The 17,579-nt window shown below is 71.0% G+C and carries 13 protein-coding genes; 6 read left to right on the plus strand and 7 right to left on the minus strand.

The window, feature by feature from the left end:
• A partial coding sequence (locus E1267_RS35010) for a serine/threonine-protein kinase (protein WP_132339120.1) occupies positions 1-1,053 on the minus strand: 1,053 nt, incomplete at its 3' end.
• A 10-nt stretch (positions 1,054-1,063) separates the two neighbouring features.
• Positions 1,064-2,857: a serine/threonine-protein kinase gene (locus E1267_RS35015; protein ID WP_165959972.1), complete on the minus strand. Its 1,794-nt coding sequence runs from the start codon at positions 2,855-2,857 to the stop codon at positions 1,064-1,066.
• 282 nt (positions 2,858-3,139) lie between these two features.
• On the opposite strand from E1267_RS35015, the gene E1267_RS48115 reads away from it, so the two are divergent.
• Positions 3,140-4,267 (plus strand): chorismate mutase, encoded by a 1,128-nt coding sequence (locus tag E1267_RS48115; RefSeq protein WP_132339124.1) that lies wholly within the window; start codon positions 3,140-3,142, stop codon positions 4,265-4,267.
• A 199-nt stretch (positions 4,268-4,466) separates the two neighbouring features.
• Here the strand turns inward: E1267_RS48115 and E1267_RS35025 are convergent, their stop codons facing one another.
• Positions 4,467-5,537 carry an SGNH/GDSL hydrolase family protein gene (locus E1267_RS35025; protein WP_132339126.1) on the minus strand — a complete coding sequence of 357 codons (1,071 nt, stop codon included), beginning with the start codon at positions 5,535-5,537 and terminating at the stop codon, positions 4,467-4,469.
• A 156-nt stretch (positions 5,538-5,693) separates the two neighbouring features.
• Here E1267_RS35025 and dnaE point away from each other — a divergent pair, with 156 nt between their 5' ends.
• Positions 5,694-9,221, plus strand: coding sequence for a DNA polymerase III subunit alpha (dnaE, locus tag E1267_RS35030; protein ID WP_132339128.1), 3,528 nt, complete (start codon positions 5,694-5,696; stop codon positions 9,219-9,221).
• Between the two features lie 262 nt (positions 9,222-9,483).
• On the opposite strand, the gene E1267_RS48120 is transcribed toward dnaE, so the two are convergent.
• Positions 9,484-9,576 carry a LuxR C-terminal-related transcriptional regulator gene (locus E1267_RS48120; RefSeq protein ID WP_425465114.1) on the minus strand — a complete coding sequence of 31 codons (93 nt, stop codon included), beginning with the start codon at positions 9,574-9,576 and terminating at the stop codon, positions 9,484-9,486.
• Between the two features lie 187 nt (positions 9,577-9,763).
• Between E1267_RS48120 and E1267_RS35040 the strand changes: the two genes are divergently transcribed.
• A complete protein-coding gene (locus tag E1267_RS35040) occupies positions 9,764-11,134 on the plus strand; it encodes an amidase (protein ID WP_132339130.1) in 1,371 nt (456 codons plus the stop codon).
• A 259-nt stretch (positions 11,135-11,393) separates the two neighbouring features.
• Here E1267_RS35040 and E1267_RS35045 read toward each other — a convergent pair whose 3' ends face one another.
• Entirely contained in the window at positions 11,394-11,909 is a 516-nt protein-coding gene (locus tag E1267_RS35045; RefSeq protein WP_132339132.1) for a hypothetical protein, read from the minus strand.
• 63 nt (positions 11,910-11,972) lie between these two features.
• Between E1267_RS35045 and murA the strand changes: the two genes are divergently transcribed.
• Entirely contained in the window at positions 11,973-13,283 is a 1,311-nt protein-coding gene (gene murA / locus E1267_RS35050) for a UDP-N-acetylglucosamine 1-carboxyvinyltransferase (protein ID WP_246064448.1), read from the plus strand.
• A gap of 51 nt (positions 13,284-13,334) precedes the next feature.
• On the plus strand, positions 13,335-15,587 hold the full coding sequence (locus E1267_RS35055; RefSeq protein ID WP_246064449.1) for a transglycosylase domain-containing protein: 2,253 nt from the start codon (positions 13,335-13,337) through the stop codon (positions 15,585-15,587).
• Positions 15,588-15,590: 3 nt separating this feature from the next.
• Here the strand turns inward: E1267_RS35055 and ybaK are convergent, their stop codons facing one another.
• Together ybaK and E1267_RS35065 are read right to left on the minus strand one after the other, a co-directional pair.
• Positions 15,591-16,085 carry a Cys-tRNA(Pro) deacylase gene (ybaK, locus tag E1267_RS35060; RefSeq protein WP_132339134.1) on the minus strand — a complete coding sequence of 165 codons (495 nt, stop codon included), beginning with the start codon at positions 16,083-16,085 and terminating at the stop codon, positions 15,591-15,593.
• Between the two features lie 20 nt (positions 16,086-16,105).
• On the minus strand, positions 16,106-16,843 hold the full coding sequence (locus tag E1267_RS35065; RefSeq protein ID WP_132339136.1) for an AraC family transcriptional regulator: 738 nt from the start codon (positions 16,841-16,843) through the stop codon (positions 16,106-16,108).
• A gap of 53 nt (positions 16,844-16,896) precedes the next feature.
• Between E1267_RS35065 and E1267_RS35070 the strand changes: the two genes are divergently transcribed.
• A partial coding sequence (locus E1267_RS35070; RefSeq protein ID WP_342774928.1) for an MFS transporter occupies positions 16,897-17,579 on the plus strand: 683 nt, incomplete at its 3' end.

Genomic DNA, 17,579 nt, shown 5'->3' on the forward strand with positions numbered 1-17,579 from the left:
GGTGGTGGGCCGGGTGGTCGAACCGATCGTGGGGATCGTCGTCCAGCCCAGTAGGACGCTCGCCGTGCCCAGCGCCGTCACACCGATCACCGCGGCGGTCACCGTGATCCACCGGGTCCTGGCGCGTGTGCGACGGCCGGGGAGCGTGGGCCGCCGGTCGCCGCCGGTCCCCGTATGGGCGTTGTCCGGCGGGCCGGTCGTGCCGCCTGCCCGGACCTGCGCGGTGCCGGCGGCGGACGGCCGTCCGGGGGTGTCGGCGGCGTCGTACAGGAGCCTGGCCGCCTCCTCCGCGGGCATCCTGGCGGCGGGGTTTCTGCGCAGCAGCCCCATGATGACCGGCTTCAGGGCTCCTGCCCTGGCCGGTTGCTCGGGTTCGTCGCGCAGCACCGCCGCCACGGTCGCCGCCCAGGAGTCGCGCTTGAACGGCGGCTCGCCCTCGACGGCCGCGTAGAGCGTGGCCCCGAGCGACCACAGGTCGGACTCCGGGCCGGCGGGATCGCCGTTGAGCCGCTCGGGAGGCATGTAGGCGGGCGTGCCCACCACGTTGCCGGTCGCCGTCAGCCCCGCCTCCGCCTCCATCGAGGCGATGCCGAAGTCGGTGAGCACGACCCTGCCGTCGTCGGCGAGCAGCACGTTCTCCGGCTTGACGTCGCGGTGCAGCACCCCGGTCGCGTGCGCGGCCCGCAGGGCGCCGAGCAGCCGACCGCCGATCACCGCGACCTGCCCCACCCGCAGCGGCCCGTCCTCGCGGATCACCTGCGCCAGAGAGCGGGACGGCACCAGCTGCATCACGATCCACGGGCGGCCGTCCTCCTCGACGACGTCGTGGATGACGATCACCGACGGGTGGTCGAGGCGGCCCGCCGCCCTGGCCTCCCTGATGGTCCTGCGGGTGAGCTCGGCCAGCCGCGCGTCGCCGACCCCGGAGTAGCGGACCTCCTTGATCGCCACCGTGCGGTCGAGCAACTGGTCATAGGCGCGCCACACCACGCCCATCCCGCCCTCGCCGAGCGGCTCCAGGAGGCGATAGCGGTTGCTGACCTGCTTTTCCACTCAGCGAAGCCTACTTCGCCGGTTTGAACGTCGCGCAGAACCCTTCGAAGAAGTCGTAGTCGTCCTTCCAGTGGCTCTTCAGAGTGTGCCAGTAGATCGCGTACGCCCGCCCGTTGTCGGTGATGAAACCCCGGTTGCGCACACGGGTCTTGCCCGTGTTGGTGTTCCAGGTGAAGTCCCAGTCGGCCGCGGCCTTCATGTAGTCGTACTTTCCGGTGTCGACCTTCTTGATGTCGATCTTCTCGTAGCCCCCGAAGTTGTGCTTGAGGCTCGGCTCCTGCTTCTTCCAGTCTTTGTACGGGTCGCTGCCGGGCTTGGCCGCCTCTTCGATCATCAGGTAGGCGTTGGACGCCGCGCCCGGTCCCTTGAACTTGACCTGCCTGCCGCTGCGGTCCCACACGTCCCAGCCCTTGGGTAACCCGATGGAGAAGCCCAGCTTCTTGTCCTTGTACATCTTCCACCCGGCGGGCAGCGCGTTCGCCGGCTCGGTGGGCTTCGGCTCGGAGCTCGGGCTGCTGCTGGGACCGGAATCCTCGGACGGGCTCTGCGACGGTGAGTCGCTCGGGGAGGGGCTCGGCGACGCCGGCGCGGGCGCGGAGGAGTCCGGCCCGCCCGACGCCCGGTCGTCGGGGGCCGAGCGCAGGCCGAGGTAGCCGCCCACGCCGGCGACGAGCACGACCGCCGCGGCGGCCGCGACGACCATCCCGGCCCGCACCTGACCCGGCCTGGCCGCGTCCACCGTCGGCTCCGCCGCCGGCCGGGGCTCCTCCGTCATCGGGGAGAGCCGCGCGCCGGTCTCAGGGACGGCCGGGGCCGCCGCCGCGAGTTTCGGGTCGGTCGGCGTCTCGTCCACGGCCGGAGCGGGGGCGGGCCGAGGCCTGCTCGCCGAAACGGGAGGGAACGGCACCTTGCGCGGCTTGGCCTGCGCCGGCGCCTCGAGCGGCTGGGCGGCGGGGAACTGCGCCGTCGGCGGCGGGCTCGCCTGCGCGATGGCGGCCCGCAGCAGCCGCTGCGTCTCCTCGTACGTCAGCCGCTGCACGGGCTCCTTCACCAGCAGGCCGCTGATCACCTCGGTCAGCGGTCCCGCGTGCGGCATGGGATCGGGCTCGTCGGTGAGCACGGCGTGCATCGTGGCCAGCGCCATCCCCCGCTCGTGGGGGGAGCGGCCCTCCACCGCCGTGTACAGCGTGGCGCCCAGGGACCACAGGTCCGACTCGCGCCGCGCGGGCAGCCCTTTGAGCCGCTCGGGCGCGATGAACGCCGGGGTGCCCGCCAGGCCCGTCACCGTCAGCTGGGTCTCCGTCTCCAGCGTGGCGATGCCGAAGTCGGTGAGCACGACCCTGCCGTCGTCGGCGAGCAGCACGTTCTCCGGCTTGACGTCGCGGTGCAGCACGCCCGCCTCGTGGGCGCGGTGCAGCGCGTCGAGCACGGCCAGACCGATCTCGGCCACCCGCTTGTGGGGCAGCGGCCCGTCCTGCTTGATCACCGTGCCCAGCGAACGTGACTGGACGAGCTGCATGACGATCCAGGGCCTGTCATCCTCCTCGATCACGTCGTGTACGACGATCACGTTGGGATGCTCGAATCTCGCCGCCGCTCTCGCCTCGCGCATGGTGCGCCGGTTCAGCAGCTGTACCTCATCGCCCAGTGCGGCGGCGTACCTGACCTCCTTGACCGCGACGGTGCGGTCAAGGAGTTCGTCATAGGCACGCCACACGATGCCCATTCCGCCCCTGCCGATGGGTTCCTGCAGCTGGTAGCGGCCGGCGATGCGGCGTCCGTCCTGCTTACGATCCGACGTCAACGGCCTCAAACCCTCCTCTAGGCCAAGAAATACTCCCATAGGCAGGGATCAACGGCGACTCGCCTGACAGGTAGTCCGCCATGTGAGAAGCATTGCCCAGCAGGTGGAGGCGTGGGTGTAAGGTTTCAGACATGACTTGTCGCTACGCGTTTATCGAGCCGGCTCCAGGAGGGCCGGTCGGAGACTAGCGACCACCTGGAGTCGGCAGAGGCAGAGACGCCCCGTCTCTGCCTTTTTGGTTTCCTGCCGGTTCCAGAGAGCCGGCCCGAGCGAGGGATCGAGATGTCATCGACCTTGGAACGGCACGCGGTGGCGGTGGGCGGCCTGCTCGTGGGCGAGGGTCCCGCCGTGGTGATCGGCGGCCGGGTGAGCCTGCGCGAGCACAACGGGCGGGCGGACGCGTACGAGGTGCTGCGCGAGCGGGCGGGGCGGGCGGCGCCGCTGCTGGTGGAGCCGTCCTCGGCCGCCGACCTGCCGGCGATCGCCGCGCTCGCCGGCGCGGTGGTGGTGGGCTCGACGTGGACGCGCGACATCCCGCTGGTGCGGGCGGCGGCCGGGCTGGGCCTGCCGGTCGTGGTGGAGCGGCGGGCCTCGGGGACCCTGGAGGAGTGGCTCGGACTGGCCGGCTACTGCGCGGCCGAGGGTGACGGGCAGGTGATCCTCTGCGAAGGGGGGTCGCTGGATCTGGGGGTGATGCGGGCCGCGCGGGTGGCGTCCGGGCGGCCGGTGCTCGCCGACGTCTCCCGGAATGTCGGGCTGTCCGCCGCCGCGGTCGCCGCCGGCGCCGACGGTCTCCTCCTCCCCGCTCCCGTCCCGGCCGCCTCCGTCAACGCCGCGAGAACGCCCTCCGCCTCCGGCGCGTCCGGTTCAGGGAACGGCGGAACGGGGTCTGCCGGGCACGGGGGCGCGTCCGGGAACGGCGCCGTCGGTTCCGGACGCGTCGGCACGGGCGAACCGCCGCAGGCCAGGAGGGCCGGTTACGCGGGCGTCGTGGCCCGGGAGTTCGCGGCGGCAGGCGGAATCGGCCTGCCGGGAGCGATGGCGGAGCCGGGGGCGATCCTCCAGGCCGGCCCGGAGGCGGCCCTGCAGGTGGCGGAAGAGGCCGTGACCGTCGTGGGCGCCCTCCTCCGTCCTGAGTCGCCCGCGACGCTGCCGGAGTGCAGGGAGGCGATCGACCGGGTGGACGCGGCCCTGGCGACGCTGCTGGAGCGCAGGGCCGCGCTGGCGGGCATCGTCCAGAGGATCAAACCCGTCGGCGGTTTCGCCGGGCGCGATCTCGACCGGGAGCATGCTCTCGTCAAGCGGATGGCGTCGCGCGCGCCGTCGCTGGGGGAGGCGCGGCTCGCCCCCATCATGAACGCCGTCATCGAGGCAGGCCTCCACCTGGCCGAGGAACGCGCCCACCGCTGAGGCGGCACCCCCGCGCGTCTCGCGGGGACGCTGCCGCACGGGCCTGCCCACTGCACTCGCGTCGTTCTCCGTGCGCGGGCCTGCCGCCTGCGTTCGTGCCGGTCGTTCCCCGTGTGCGGCCGCCGCGCCGGACCGCCGTTCGCAGGTGCGCCGTTCGCGCCGGGTGCCGGCGCTCGCGGGCGCGTCACCGTGCGCTTGTTCAGGGGGTGCTGACGCGGATGTTGTGCATGGTCCGGCCGGGGCCCCTGGCGATCTGACGGGTGACGAGGTCGGCGAAGCGGCGGTAGCCGGCGCCCGTCGGGTGGTAGCTGCGGGCGTTGACCTGGAGATCGCCCATGTCCACGTGCAACCCGTTCAGGTATGGTTCGGGCCGTCCCACCTCGTGTCCGGTGAAGGCGTCGTACGCGTCCACGTACTCCACGCTGCCGGGGGCCTCGAAAGAGTCGAGCATGCGGTCGAAGCCGGCGGCCACCGCGCCGACCGTGTCGTTGAGGCGGCGCGTCATGCCGTTGAGCCACCGCTGGTCCTGCGGGCTGAGGTTGTCGACGCTCTCCACCGGGTTCGCGGGGAACGGCCGCGGGTAGCCGAGGACGATGACGCGGGCGCCCGGCGCGCGTACGCGAAGCTCTTTGAGGACCGTGAGGACGCTGGAGCTCAGCTCCTTGATGCGGCGCTCGACGGCGGCCTCCTGCTCGACGCAGGCAGACGAGCCGGGCAGCTTGACGATGCAGCCCGTGAGCACCTTGGTGAAGCCGGCGTCGTTGCCTCCGATGCTGAGCGTCACCAGGCTGGTCCTCGGGCCGGCGCGGCCGACCTGGGGCGGCCGGCCGTGCTGGCCCGATAAGAGGTCGGCCGTGGTGGCGCCGCTGCAGGCGAAGAACTCGGTGCCGCCGTTGAAGCGGTAGGCCTGGGCCACCAGCGGCACGTACGAGCCCGTCGCGCGGTGGCAGCGGTCGGCGCCGTCGTTGACGGGCTGGTCGTCCAGATCGTAGACGCCCTCGCCGGAGGAGTAGGAGTCGCCGAGCGCGACGTACGCGCCGCTCTGCGCCACCTCCACGGGCGTCAGCCGGGTCACCTGGGGGAGCCGGCCGGCCGGCTCGCCGGTGGTGGGGCAGCCCGCGTCCCCGACCGAGCACGCGAGCTTCTCCAGGACGCCCAGCCGCAGGCAGGCGAGGGCCAGCGCGACGCCGAGCGCGGCCGCGGTGACGATCCGGGCGATCCTCCGTTTCGTCTCGTCCAGCGTGTCCTCCCCGAACGACCACTCCTGCATGCGCCATCGAGCCTACCCAGCCGGTGATCCATCCGGGCGGCCCGCGCCGGCCGATATCCTGTGGGCGACGCGGTGGCGCGCGATGGGCCCCGGAGTGTCGGCCGGGACCATTAAAGTCGGATCGCACAACCCATCGAGGCCAGGAGGCGCCGCTCCATGTCGTCCAGCGACTCGTTCGTCCATCTGCACGTGCACACCGAATATTCGATGCTGGACGGGGCCGCCCGCCTCAAGCAGATGTTCAAACAGGTCGGCGACCTGGGCATGCCGGCGATCGCGATCACCGACCACGGCAACATGCACGGCGCCTACGACTTCTACAAGCAGGCCACCGGCGCGGGCATCAAGCCGGTCATCGGCATCGAGGCCTACGTCGCCCCCGAGACGCGCCACAACAAGAAGCCCGTGCTGTGGGGCGAGCCGCACCAGAAGAGGGACGACGTCTCGGCGGGCGGCTACTACACCCACATGACGATCTGGGCGCGCAACAAGACGGGCCTGCACAACCTCATGCGGCTGTCGTCGCGCGCCTACACCGAGGGGTTCGTCCGCAAGTGGGCGCGGATGGACGCCGAGATCCTCGCCGAGCACGCCGACGGCCTGATGGCCACCACGGGCTGCCCGTCGGGCGAGGTGCAGACGAGGCTGCGGCTCGGCCAGTACGACGAGGCGCTCAAGGCCGCCGCGAAATACCAGGACATCTTCGGCAAGGGCAACTTCTTCCTGGAGATCATGGACCACGGCCTCGACATCGAGCGCCGGGTCCGCGACGGGCTGACCAGGATCAGCGCGGAGCTCGGCATCCCGCCTCTGGTCACCAACGATTCCCACTACACCTACGAGTCGGACGCCGCCTCCCACGACGCCCTCCTGTGCATCCAGACGGGCAAGCAGTTGTCCGACCCCGACCGCTTCCGCTTCGACGGCAGCGGCTACTACATCAAGACCGCCGACGAGATGCGCGCGGTCGACTCCTCCGACCTGTGGGCCGAGGGCTGCCGCAACACGCTGCTGGTCGCCGAGAAGGTCGACCCGACCGGGTTCTTCGAGTTCAAGAACCTCATGCCGACCTACCCCGTCCCCGACGGGATGACCGAGGAACAGTTCTTCCGCCAGGAGGTGTGGAAGGGCCTTGAGCGGCGCTTTCCCGGGGGCGTCGACGAGGAGCACCGCGCCTGGGCGGAGAAAGAGCTCGGCGTCATCATCCAGATGGGCTTCCCGAGCTACTTCCTCGTGGTCGCCGACTTCATCATGTGGGCGAAGAACAACGGCATCCGCGTCGGCCCCGGGCGCGGGTCGGCGGCCGGTTCGCTGGTGGCGTACGCGCTGGGCATCACCGACCTCGACCCCATCCCGCACGGCCTGATCTTCGAGCGCTTCCTCAACCCCGAGCGCGTGTCCATGCCCGACGTCGACATCGACTTCGACGAGCGCAGGCGCGGTGACGTGATCCGCTACGTGACCGAGAGGTGGGGCGCCGACAAGGTCGCCATGATCGCCACCTTCGGCACCATCAAGGCGAAGGCCGCCATCAAGGACGCCGGCCGCGTCCTCGGCTACCCCTACGCGCTGGGTGACCGGGTCTCCAAGGCGTTCCCGCCGGCCGTCATGGGCAAGGACATCCCGCTGTCGGGCATCTTCGACAAGGACCACCCGCGTTACGCCGAGGCCGGCGAGCTGCGCAAGCTCTACGAGGACGACGTCGACGTCAAGGCGACGATGGACCTCGGCAAGGGCTTGGAGGGCCTGATCCGGCAGACCGGCGTGCACGCCGCCGGCGTGATCATGTCGGCCGAGGTGCTGACCGACTACATCCCCATCATGCGCCGCGACTCCGACGGCGCGATCATCACGCAGTTCGACTATCCGACCTGCGAGACGCTCGGCCTGCTGAAGATGGACTTCCTGGGCCTGCGCAACCTCACGATCATCGACGACTGCCTCAAGATGATCGAGTCGACCAGCGGCGAGAAGATCGACCTGCTGGAGTTGCCGCTCGACAACCGCAAGGCCTACGAACTCCTCGCGCGGGGCGACACGCTCGGCATCTTCCAGCTCGACGGCGGCGGCATGCGCTCGCTGATGCGGCTCATGCGCCCCGACAACTTCGAGGACATCTCCGCCGCCCTCGCGCTCTACCGGCCAGGCCCGATGGGCGCCAACTCCCACACCAACTACGCGCTGCGCAAGAACGGCCAGCAGGAGATCACCCCGATCCACCGCGAGCTCGAGGAGCCACTGAAGGAGATCCTCGACACGACCTACGGCCTGATCGTCTATCAGGAGCAGGTCATGGCCATCGCCCAGAAGGTCGCCAACTACTCCCTGGGCGGCGCCGACCTGCTGCGGCGGGCGATGGGCAAGAAGAAGAAGGCCGAGCTGGACAAACAGTTCGTGACCTTCGAGAAGGGCATGCAGGACAACGGCTACTCCACCGAGGCCATCAAGGCACTCTGGGACATCCTGCTGCCGTTCTCCGACTACGCCTTCAACAAGGCCCACACCGCCGGTTACGGCCTCGTCGCCTACTGGACCGCCTACCTCAAAGCCAACTACCCCGCCGCCTACATGGCCGCGCTGCTGTCCTCGGTGAAGGACGACAAGGACAAGTCGGCCCTCTACCTCAACGAATGCCGGCGCATGGGCATCAAGGTGTTCCCGCCGGACGTCAACGACTCCGACTTCGACTTCACCCCGCGCGGCACCGACATCCGGTTCGGCCTGTCGGCCATCCGCAACGTCGGCGCCAACGTCGTCGACGGCATCATCGCCGCCCGCAGGGGGAAGGGCCGCTTCGCCGACTTCAAGGACTTCCTGCGCAAGGTGCCCGCCATTGTCTGCAACAAGCGGGTCATCGAGTCGCTGATCAAGGCGGGCGCGTTCGACTCGCTCGGCCACGTGCGCAAGGGCCTGGTCATGGTGCACGAACAAGCCGTCGACGCGATCATCGACATCAAGAAGAACGAAGCCATCGGCCAGGACTCCCTGTTCGGGGCGGTCGAGGGCGGCGAGGACCAGACCTTCGACGTGCAGATCCCGCTGGGGGAGTGGGACAAGACCACCCTCCTGCAGTTCGAACGCGAGATGCTCGGCCTCTACGTGTCCGACCACCCGCTGTTCGGCGTCGAGCACATCCTCGCGGCGGGCGCCGACTGCTCGATCGCCGCCGTCCAGGACGAGAGCCGCTCCGACGGCCAGGTGGTCACCGTGGGCGGCATCCTGAGCGGCGTGCAGCGCAAGGTCACCAAGAAGGGCGACACCTGGGTGCTGACCCAGCTGGAGGACCTCGCGGGGTCGATCGAGGTGATGATCTTCCCGTCGGCCTACCAGCTCTGCTCGACGATCCTGGCCGAGGACGCCATCGTGTTCGTCAAGGGGCGCATCGACAAACGCGAGGACGTCGCGAAGATCATCGCGATGGAGGTGACGGCCCCCGACCTGACCCAGGAGGCGGGCGGGCCGCTGCTGGTGAGCCTGCCCCTGACCCGTTGCACGCCTCCCGTGGTCGGACGCCTCAAGGAGATCCTGACGACGCACCCGGGCACGTCCGAGGTGCACCTGCAGGTGCACAACGGGCCGAAGACGACGGTGATGCGCGTCGACGACCGCCTCCGCGTGACCCCGTCCCCCGCCCTGATGGGCGACCTGAAGGAGCTGCTCGGCCCGGCGTGTCTGGGCGCCTGACGGAGGTTTGCTCTTCTTTCTCTACGGCTCCGCACGGGAGGGCCCGCCCACCGCACGCGGTCGGACTGTCCAGGGAGACGCTCACCGGGTGCGCGTGGCGGGCCGCCGTGACGCGCGCACTGTGGGCCGTCCGTGTGTGACACAGGTAGGCCCGGTGTCCGCATGGCCGGTCGGGCGGCGCACAGGGGCGTCCTTCGGGGTTCGGGTGGGGCGGTGGGTGACGAGGCGGGTCCGGTCGGGAAAAGCGAACTTGCGAAGCAGGCTAGAGACGTGGTTCTTCACCGCGCCCGGCGATCTCCCGGTTCGAGGCTCCGGCGGCGAGCAGCTTGGCCACCTGCGCCTCCCTGGACGACAGGCGCTCCCCCTGGCAGTTCTGTTCCCGCCCAGTCCGTCAACTTCGGTGTGCACGTCGTCATCCTGGCCCGCACGCCCACCGTCACGGGGCTGCTCATCATGGCGAGGCCGCGGCCGACGACCACCGGTGCGGGGCGTGGGCGGACCTTGCCGTCGCCCTCGCACGGCGGGTGAGGCAGGATCGCAGGGTGAGCGAACTGCACTACCTGACCGCGACCGAGCTGGCCCGCCTGATCAGGACCCGGCAGGCGAGCGCCGTGGAGGTCCTCCAGGCCCATCTCGACCGCATCGAGCAGGTCAACCCGCACGTCAACGCCATCGTCACGCTGGCCGCCGAACGGGCGATCGAGGCGGCCAAGGCGGCGGACGCGGCCGAGCCGGACGGTCTTTTGCACGGGTTGCCCGTCGCGCACAAGGACCTCGTCGACACCGCGGGCATCCGCACCACCTACGGCTCGCCGTTGTTCGCCGACCACGTCCCGGCCAAGGACGACCTGGTCGTCGAGCGGCTGCGCGCCGCCGGTGCCATCACCGTCGGGAAGACCAACACCCCGGAGTTCGGCACCGGCTCCCACACCGTCAACGAGGTGTTCGGCGCCACCAGGAACCCGTACGACCTGTCCAAGTCCGCCGGGGGCAGCAGCGGTGGGGCGGCCGCCGCCCTGGCCACCGGCATGGTCCCGCTCGCCGACGGCTCCGACATGGGCGGTTCGCTGCGCAACCCCGCCTCGTTCTGCAACGTCGTCGGCCTGCGCCCCACGCCCGGCCGGGTGCCCGGCGTGTCCGACACCGCCGCCTGGTACACGCTGTCCGTCCAGGGCCCCATGGCCCGGACCGTCGACGACCTCACGCTGATGCTCTCGGCCATCGCCGGGTTCGACCACCGTTCCCCCTACGCGATCAGGGAGGTCTTCACTCCCGAGCCCGAAGAGGGTGTGGCGGGCCTGCGGGTGGCGTGGAGTCCCGACCTGGGAGGGCTGCCGGTCGACCCGCGCACGGCGGCGGTGACCGCGACCGCGCCGGCCGTGTTCGAGCGGCTGGGAGCCACGGTCGAGGAGGTGGAGCTCGACCTCTCCGGCGCGGAGGAGGCGTTCAGGACCTACCGGGCGTGGAACTACGCGCTGTCCTTCGACGACCTGACCGGCCTCGGCCCCAACACCGCCTGGAACGTCGAGCGGGGCCGCGAGGTGACCGGGGCCGCGCTGGCCGCGGCCGAGCGCGCCCGCAGCCGCCTCTACCAGCGCATGTCCGCCTTCTTCGACACCTACGACGTGCTGATCGCGCCGGTCAGCCAGGTGCCGCCGTTCCCCATCGAGCAGCCCCACGTCAGCGAGATCAACGGCGAGCGGCTGCCCGACTACCTCGCGTGGATGCGCTCCGCCTACTGGATCAGCGTCCTGCACGCACCGGCTGCCTCCGTGCCCGCCGGGTTCACGACGGACGGCCTGCCGGTGGGGGTGCAGATCGTCGCCCGGCCGTTCGGGGACGCCAGGGTCCTGCGCGTCGCACGCGCGTTCGAACAGGCCACCGGCCACGGCCGGCAACGCCCACGGTTGTGAGAGACGGGCACCGCGCTCGTCGTGGTGCCCTGCTCATCGTTGGGGCTGGTCCTGCGGTGACTGGTGTCGTCACGGTGGTGGGGGATGGCTCTGCGTTGACCGGGTCGTGCGTGGTGGTGGGGGTTGGTTCCGCCCTGACCGGTGTCGTTCACGGTCGTGGAGACGGCTCCGTGCTGACCGGTCGCCGTGTGTCCTCGTGGCACCTGCTGAAGCCGTGTGCTGGTGCGGGCGGTTCCCGGGGCATCGGGTGGCCGGGGGTTCATGGCAGGTTGCCGTACGGAGGCCGCAGCGTCGGCTCGCCGTACCCGTGCATGCCCTCCAGCAGCCCGAACAGCCCCACCGCGAGCAGCGGCCAGGACACGAGCACCCCAGGGGCGGTCAGCTTCAGCGCCCCGGGCACGACCTTGGCCCCAGGCACCACGGCGGCCTCCACCATGACGGCTCCGATGGTGAACGTCGACCCCGTCCACAACGTCAGCGCCGCCGCCAGCACCCCACCCGCGCAGAGCCCGAGCAGCACCGGCAACATGAACCGGCGGGCCGCGAACCAGGCCACCCCGCCGCAGAGCAGGCCCAGTCCGCCCGTGATCACCGCGAACCAGCCGTCCGCGGCGATCAGCGCCTGCGTGGACGGATCGGCCAGTACCGATGTGCCGTCCTCCGTGACCGTGTACGGGGCCCGTGGGGAAACGCCTGACCAGAGCAGCCCCGCGGCCACCCCGAGAGCAGCGAGTGTGAGGACAGTTACCGCAAAAGCGCGTACTTCCCTCGTCACGCCACTCCCCTTCACATGTGCGTCCGAATCAGCTCGATGGTATCCCCCGGTTAGGCTCACTTCGTGATTGCAGAAGAGGTCTGGTTGATAGAACCCTCCGGTCCGCTCCGGGGAGACGTCGAGGTGCGCGGTTCCAAGAACGGCGTGTCCAAGCACATGGTCGCCGCCATGCTGGGCAGCGGCGAGAGCAGCATCCACAACGCGCCCGACGTGGGCGAGGTGGAGATCACCGCGGCCATGCTGCGGGCGCTCGGCATCGATGTGGAGATCTCGCGTACGGAGATCAGGATCGCGCCGGGGCCGCAGATCGAGCCGCGGGTGCCCGACGCGTTCACCGGCCTGAACCGCATCCCCATCCTCATGCTGGGCCCGCTGCTGCACCTGGCGGGGGAGGCGTTCGTGCCGCTGGTGGGCGGCGACCCGATCGGGCGGCGGCCGGTGAACTTCCACGTGGAGGCCCTGCGGGCGATGGGCGCCGAGGTGGAGGTCGGTGACACCGGCGTCTTCGCCAAGGCCAAACGGCTCAACGGCACCCGGATCGAGCTGCCCTACCCGAGCGTGGGCGCCACGGAGACGGTGCTGATGTCCGCGGTGCTGGCCGAGGGCAAGACGGTGCTGAAGAACGCCGCGATGGAACCCGAGGTGGTGGAGCTGGCGCTGTTCCTGCAGCGGATGGGGGCGCGGATCGAGCTGTCGCCCGACCGCAGGATCGTCATCGAGGGCGTCGAACGGCTGCGCGGCGCCTCCACGTGGCTCAACGGCGACCGCATCGAGGCGTTCTCCTACCTGGCGGCGGGCCTGATCACGCAGGGCGAGGTACGGGTGCACGGCTGCCCGCAGGACCGCCTGGTCACGGCGATCACCACGCTGGCCAGGATGGGCGCCCAGTTCGACATCAACGACGAGTACCTGTGCGCGACCGCGCCGCCCGAGGGCCTGCGCGCGGCGGCCGTGCAGACCGACACCCATCCCGGCTTCATGACCGACTGGCAGACGCCGCTCATGGTGTTGTTCACGCAGAGCCAGGGCATGTCGGTGCTGCACGAGACGGTCTTCGAGAACCGGTTGGTGTACGTGCCGGCGCTGCAGCGGATGGGCTGCGAGATCGAGGTGTTCGACCAGTGCCTGGGCGGTCCGGCCTGCCGCTACCACGACACGAACGCTCGCCATTCGGCCGTCGTGCGCGGCGTGTCGCAGCTCAAGGGCGCCGACGTGACGCTGCCCGACATCAGGGCGGGTTTCTCGGCCGTGCTGGCGGCCGCGGTGGCCGACGGCCCCTCGACACTGCGCGGCGTGCACCACATCGAGCGGGGCTACCACCGGCCGTTCGAGCAGTTCGCGTCTCTGGGTCTGGACATCCGCCGGAAACGGTAAAGGATCACACGCGGGCGTTTGGCGCCGATCCGGGCGCCGCAGACCTTCAGCGTGACCGTACTCAGATCCGTCGGTGCGCTCGGGCTGGCGGGAGCGCTCGGTGGAGTGCTGACGGCGGCACTGGCCGTGCCCGCCGTCAGCGGGAGCGGCATGGCCGCCAAGAACGTCGCGAACACGTTCCTCGACCTGCCGCCCGCTCCGCGTGAGGAGCCGCTCGCGCAGGTGACCAGGCTGCTGGACAAGGACGGCCGCCAGTTCGCCCAGTTCTACGAGGCCAACCGGACGAACGTTCGCCTGGGTGCGGTGGCGCCGGTGATGCGCCAGGCGATCGTGGCCATCGAGGACGCCCGCTTCTACGAGCACGGCGGGCTCGACGTCAGGGGCACCTTCCGGGCGCTGCTCACCAACACCCAGGCGGGCGGCATCCGGCAGGGCGGCTCGTCCCTGACCCAGCAGCTGGTCAAGAACATCCTGGTGGAGGCCGCGCGTACGGACGCCGAACGCGACAAGGCGCGGGCCCCCAACCTGGCGCGCAAGATCACAGAGCTGCGGCTGGCGCTGGCGCTGGAGGAGAAGTACCGCAAGGACGAGATTCTCGAGCGTTACCTGAACATCGCCTACTTCGGCGCGGGAGCGCACGGCGTGGAAGCGGCGGCCAGGCGCTTCTTCTCCACCTCGGCGGCCGAGCTGACCCTGACGGAGGCGGCCACGCTGGCGGGCGCGGTGCGGATGCCGTACTCGACCGACCCTTCGCTCGGCCGGGAACACCGGGAGCGGCTGAAGGCGCGGCGGGACCTCGTGCTGGACCGGATGGCCGGGCTGGAGCTGATCACGCGGCGGCAGGCCAGCGCCGCCAAGAACGCGCCGCTGGGCCTGCGGCTCCGTCCGGAGCCCGGCGGCTGCGCGCAGAGCGCGTACCCGTTCTTCTGCCTGTACGTGCAGCGCGAGTTGCTGTCGAACCCCGTCTTCGGCAACACCGCGAGCGAGCGGCGCAAACGTATGGCCAGGGGAGGGCTGGTGATCAGGACCAGTCTCGACCCGATCGCGCAGCACGCCGCCGAGCAGGCCATCCGCCGGCACGTGTCGCCGGAGGACACCGAGGTGGCCGCCGAGGCCATGGTGGAGCCGCGTACCGGGAGGATCAGGGCGATGGCCGCCAGCAAACGGTTCGGCCGCAACTCGGGCAACCGCAAGAACGGCCCGAAGACCACCTTCAACCTGCCGGCCGACACGGCGCACGGCGGCGGGCAGGGGTTCCAGGCCGGGTCGACGTTCAAGGTGTACACGCTGGCCACGGCGCTCAAGCAGGGGTGGCGGTTCGGCGACGGCTTCAAGACACCGGGGGCGCTCGTGCCCGGACAGGGTTACCGCAACTGCGCCGGCCGGCCCGTGAACGACCCGAACACGCGCATCCTCAACGCCAGCGGCGAGGGGGAGGGCGGGCCGCACAGCATCGAGACCGGCACCTGGAAGTCGGTGAACATCTTCTTCATGATGCTGGAGCGCAAGGTCGGTCTCTGCAACGTGGTGAAGACGGCCAGGTCGCTCGGCGTCGTCAGGGCGGACGGGAAGCCGCTGCAGGAGGTGCCGACGTTCACCCTCGGCGTCAACGAGATGGACCCGGTGACGGTGGCGGCGTCGTTCGCGACGTTCGCCGCGCGGGGCCGCTACTGCCGGCCGCTGGCCATCGTGGAGATCATCGGCAGGGACGGCAGACGCACTCATGTGCCGCCCTCGTGCGAGCAGGTCATCGAACGGCCGGTCGCCGACGCCGTCAACCACGTGCTGAAGGGCGTGTTCACCGAGGGCACCATGAGGGGCCAGGGCATCGGCCGTCCGGCGGCGGGCAAGACGGGCACGAACAACGGCTACACCTCCGCCTGGTTCGCCGGGTACACGCCGGCGCTGGCCGCGGCGGTCAGCGTCGGGGACATCCGCGGGTCGTACCGGTTTCCCCTGACGGGGGTGCGGATCGGGGATCGTTATTACGGCTCGGTGCAGGGGGCGTCGCTGCCGGGCCCGATCTGGGTGGAGTCGATGCGGCCCGCGCTGCGCGGGATCGAGCCGCGCGGCTTCCCCGGGCCGGACATGTCGCGCTTCGGCGGCGGTCACACACCTGGTCTGGAGGAGGCGCTGGCCGAGGAGGAGCAGCGTGAGGGGCGGCGCGGTGACCGCCAGGCCCGCCGGCCGCGCCACCTCTTCGAGTGGCTGCTCGGGCGCAGGCCGCGGCGGGTGGAGATCACGCTGCCGCGCCCGGACCGGAACGACGGCGGCCATCGGGACCGGCCCGGGCGGCGGAACTGACTGTCAGCCGGTCCTGCCGATCGGGGCGGTGACGGCCCGGGTGAGCGTGAGGAGGTTGTCGGGCGCGGTCTCGATCTGCAGGCCGCGCCTGCCCGCCGAGAAATAGATCGTCTCGAAGTCGAGCGCCGTGGAGTCGACCACCGTGGGGAGCTGCTTGCGCTGGCCCAGCGGGCTGATGCCGCCCACGACGTAGCCGGTCACCCGCTCCACCTTGGCGGCGTCGGCCATCGCGGCCCGCTTGCTGTTGAGCGCGCCGGCCAGCGCCTTGAGGTCGAGCTTGCCCGACACCGGTACGACCGCCACGGCGAGCCCGCTCTCTACCTCCGCCACGAGGGTCTTGAAGATGCGTTCGTACGGCACGCCGAGCGCGTCTGCGGCCTCCTCCCCGTAGGCCTGCGCGGAGGCGTCGTGCGCGTAGGGGTGGAGCGTGAACTCGGCCTTGGCCTTGGTCAGCGCGACGGTCGCCGGGGTGCCGCCCTTGCCTTTGGAAGTACTCACGACACTCGATTGTAGCGAATCTACAATGTAAAGGCGCGGCCAGGGGTGTGCCCGAACGCCCGCCTGAACACGTCGATGAAGGCGCTCGCCGAGGCCCACCCGCACCGGTGGGCGACCGCGGTCACGGAGAGGCCGTCTGCGAGCAGCAGCAGCGCGTGGTGCAGCCGGAGCTGGGTGCGCCACTGGGGAAAGCTCATGCCGAGCTCGCGGCGGCACAGCCGGGCCAGCGTGCGCTCGCTGGTGCCGGCCTCGACGGCGAGCTGGGCCAGGGACCTGCCGTCGGCGGGGTCGCGGTGCAGGGCCGCGCAGACGGCGGTCAGCCGGGGGTCACGGGCGGCGGGCAGGTGCAGAGGCTGCTCGGGGGCGCGTCTGAGCTGGTCGAGCAGCACGGCGCTCAGTCGTTCCCGCTCGCCGCCCGCCGGGCCGTCGTCGCCGGTGTAGGCGATGATCAGCTCGCGGAGGAGAGGGCCGACCGCGAGCACCGCGGGACGGCCGAGGCCCAGCGGGTTGTCGGAGAGCCCCACCAGGCGCAGGTCGGTGTCGCCGCGGGCGCGGTGCTCGTGGACGGTGCCGGCCGGGATCCAGATGGCCCGGCTGGCGGGCGCCACCCAGATGCCCGAGCCGGTGGTGACGGAGAGCACGCCTCGGCAGGCGTACACGATCTGGTGGGTGTCGTGCCGGTGCGCGTCGATGCCCGCGCCGGGGGCCAGGGGCCGCCGGCCGGTGGGTGCCTCGGGTGTGTGGCGGATCTTCGGCATAGGTTGGCAATTTATCGGAAGCGCGCCAGTTCTGCCATGTGCAGGATCGGAGCGTGAACAGGATCCCCATGCTCGCCGCCGGTCACGCGACCGTGGACTTCTACCAGGGCGCGGTGCCCGCCCTCGTGCCCTTCCTGGTGGCCGGACGCGGGTACGGCTACGTCGCCGTCTCCGGCATCGTGCTCGCGGCGACGTTGTCGTCGTCCATCGTGCAGCCGCTCTTCGGCGTGCTGACCGACCGGTGGCGGATGCCGTGGCTCATCCCTGTGAGCATGGTGACGGCAGGCGCCGGGGTGGCGTTCGGGGGCGTGACGGACTCGTACGTGCTGACCTGGCTGGCGGTGGCGCTGTCCGGGCTGGGCGTGGCGGCCTACCACCCGGAGTCCGCGCGGCTGGCCAGGCTCGCCAGCGAGGGCAGCCACGTCCGGATGAGCTGGTTCTCGCTGGGCGGGACGCTGGGCTTCGCCTGTGCTCCCGTGCTGGTGACGCCGCTGCTGGCGGTGTGGGGGCTCGGCGCGTCGCCGTTGCTCGTGGCGCCGGCGCTGCTGGGGGCGGTGGTGACGCTGCCGGCGATCCGGGCGCTGTCGGGGAGCGGCCGCGTGGCGCGGGCCGACGCGCCGGTGTCCCGCCGGGACGACTGGCCGTCGTTCGCCCGGCTGACGATGGTGATCGTGTCCCGCTCGGTCGTGTACGTCGGGCTGAGCGCCTTCGTGGCCCTCTACATGGGGGGAGGGGC

Origin of the sequence: Nonomuraea longispora (genome assembly GCF_004348345.1) — a bacterium.
GTDB lineage: Bacteria > Actinomycetota > Actinomycetes > Streptosporangiales > Streptosporangiaceae > Nonomuraea > Nonomuraea longispora.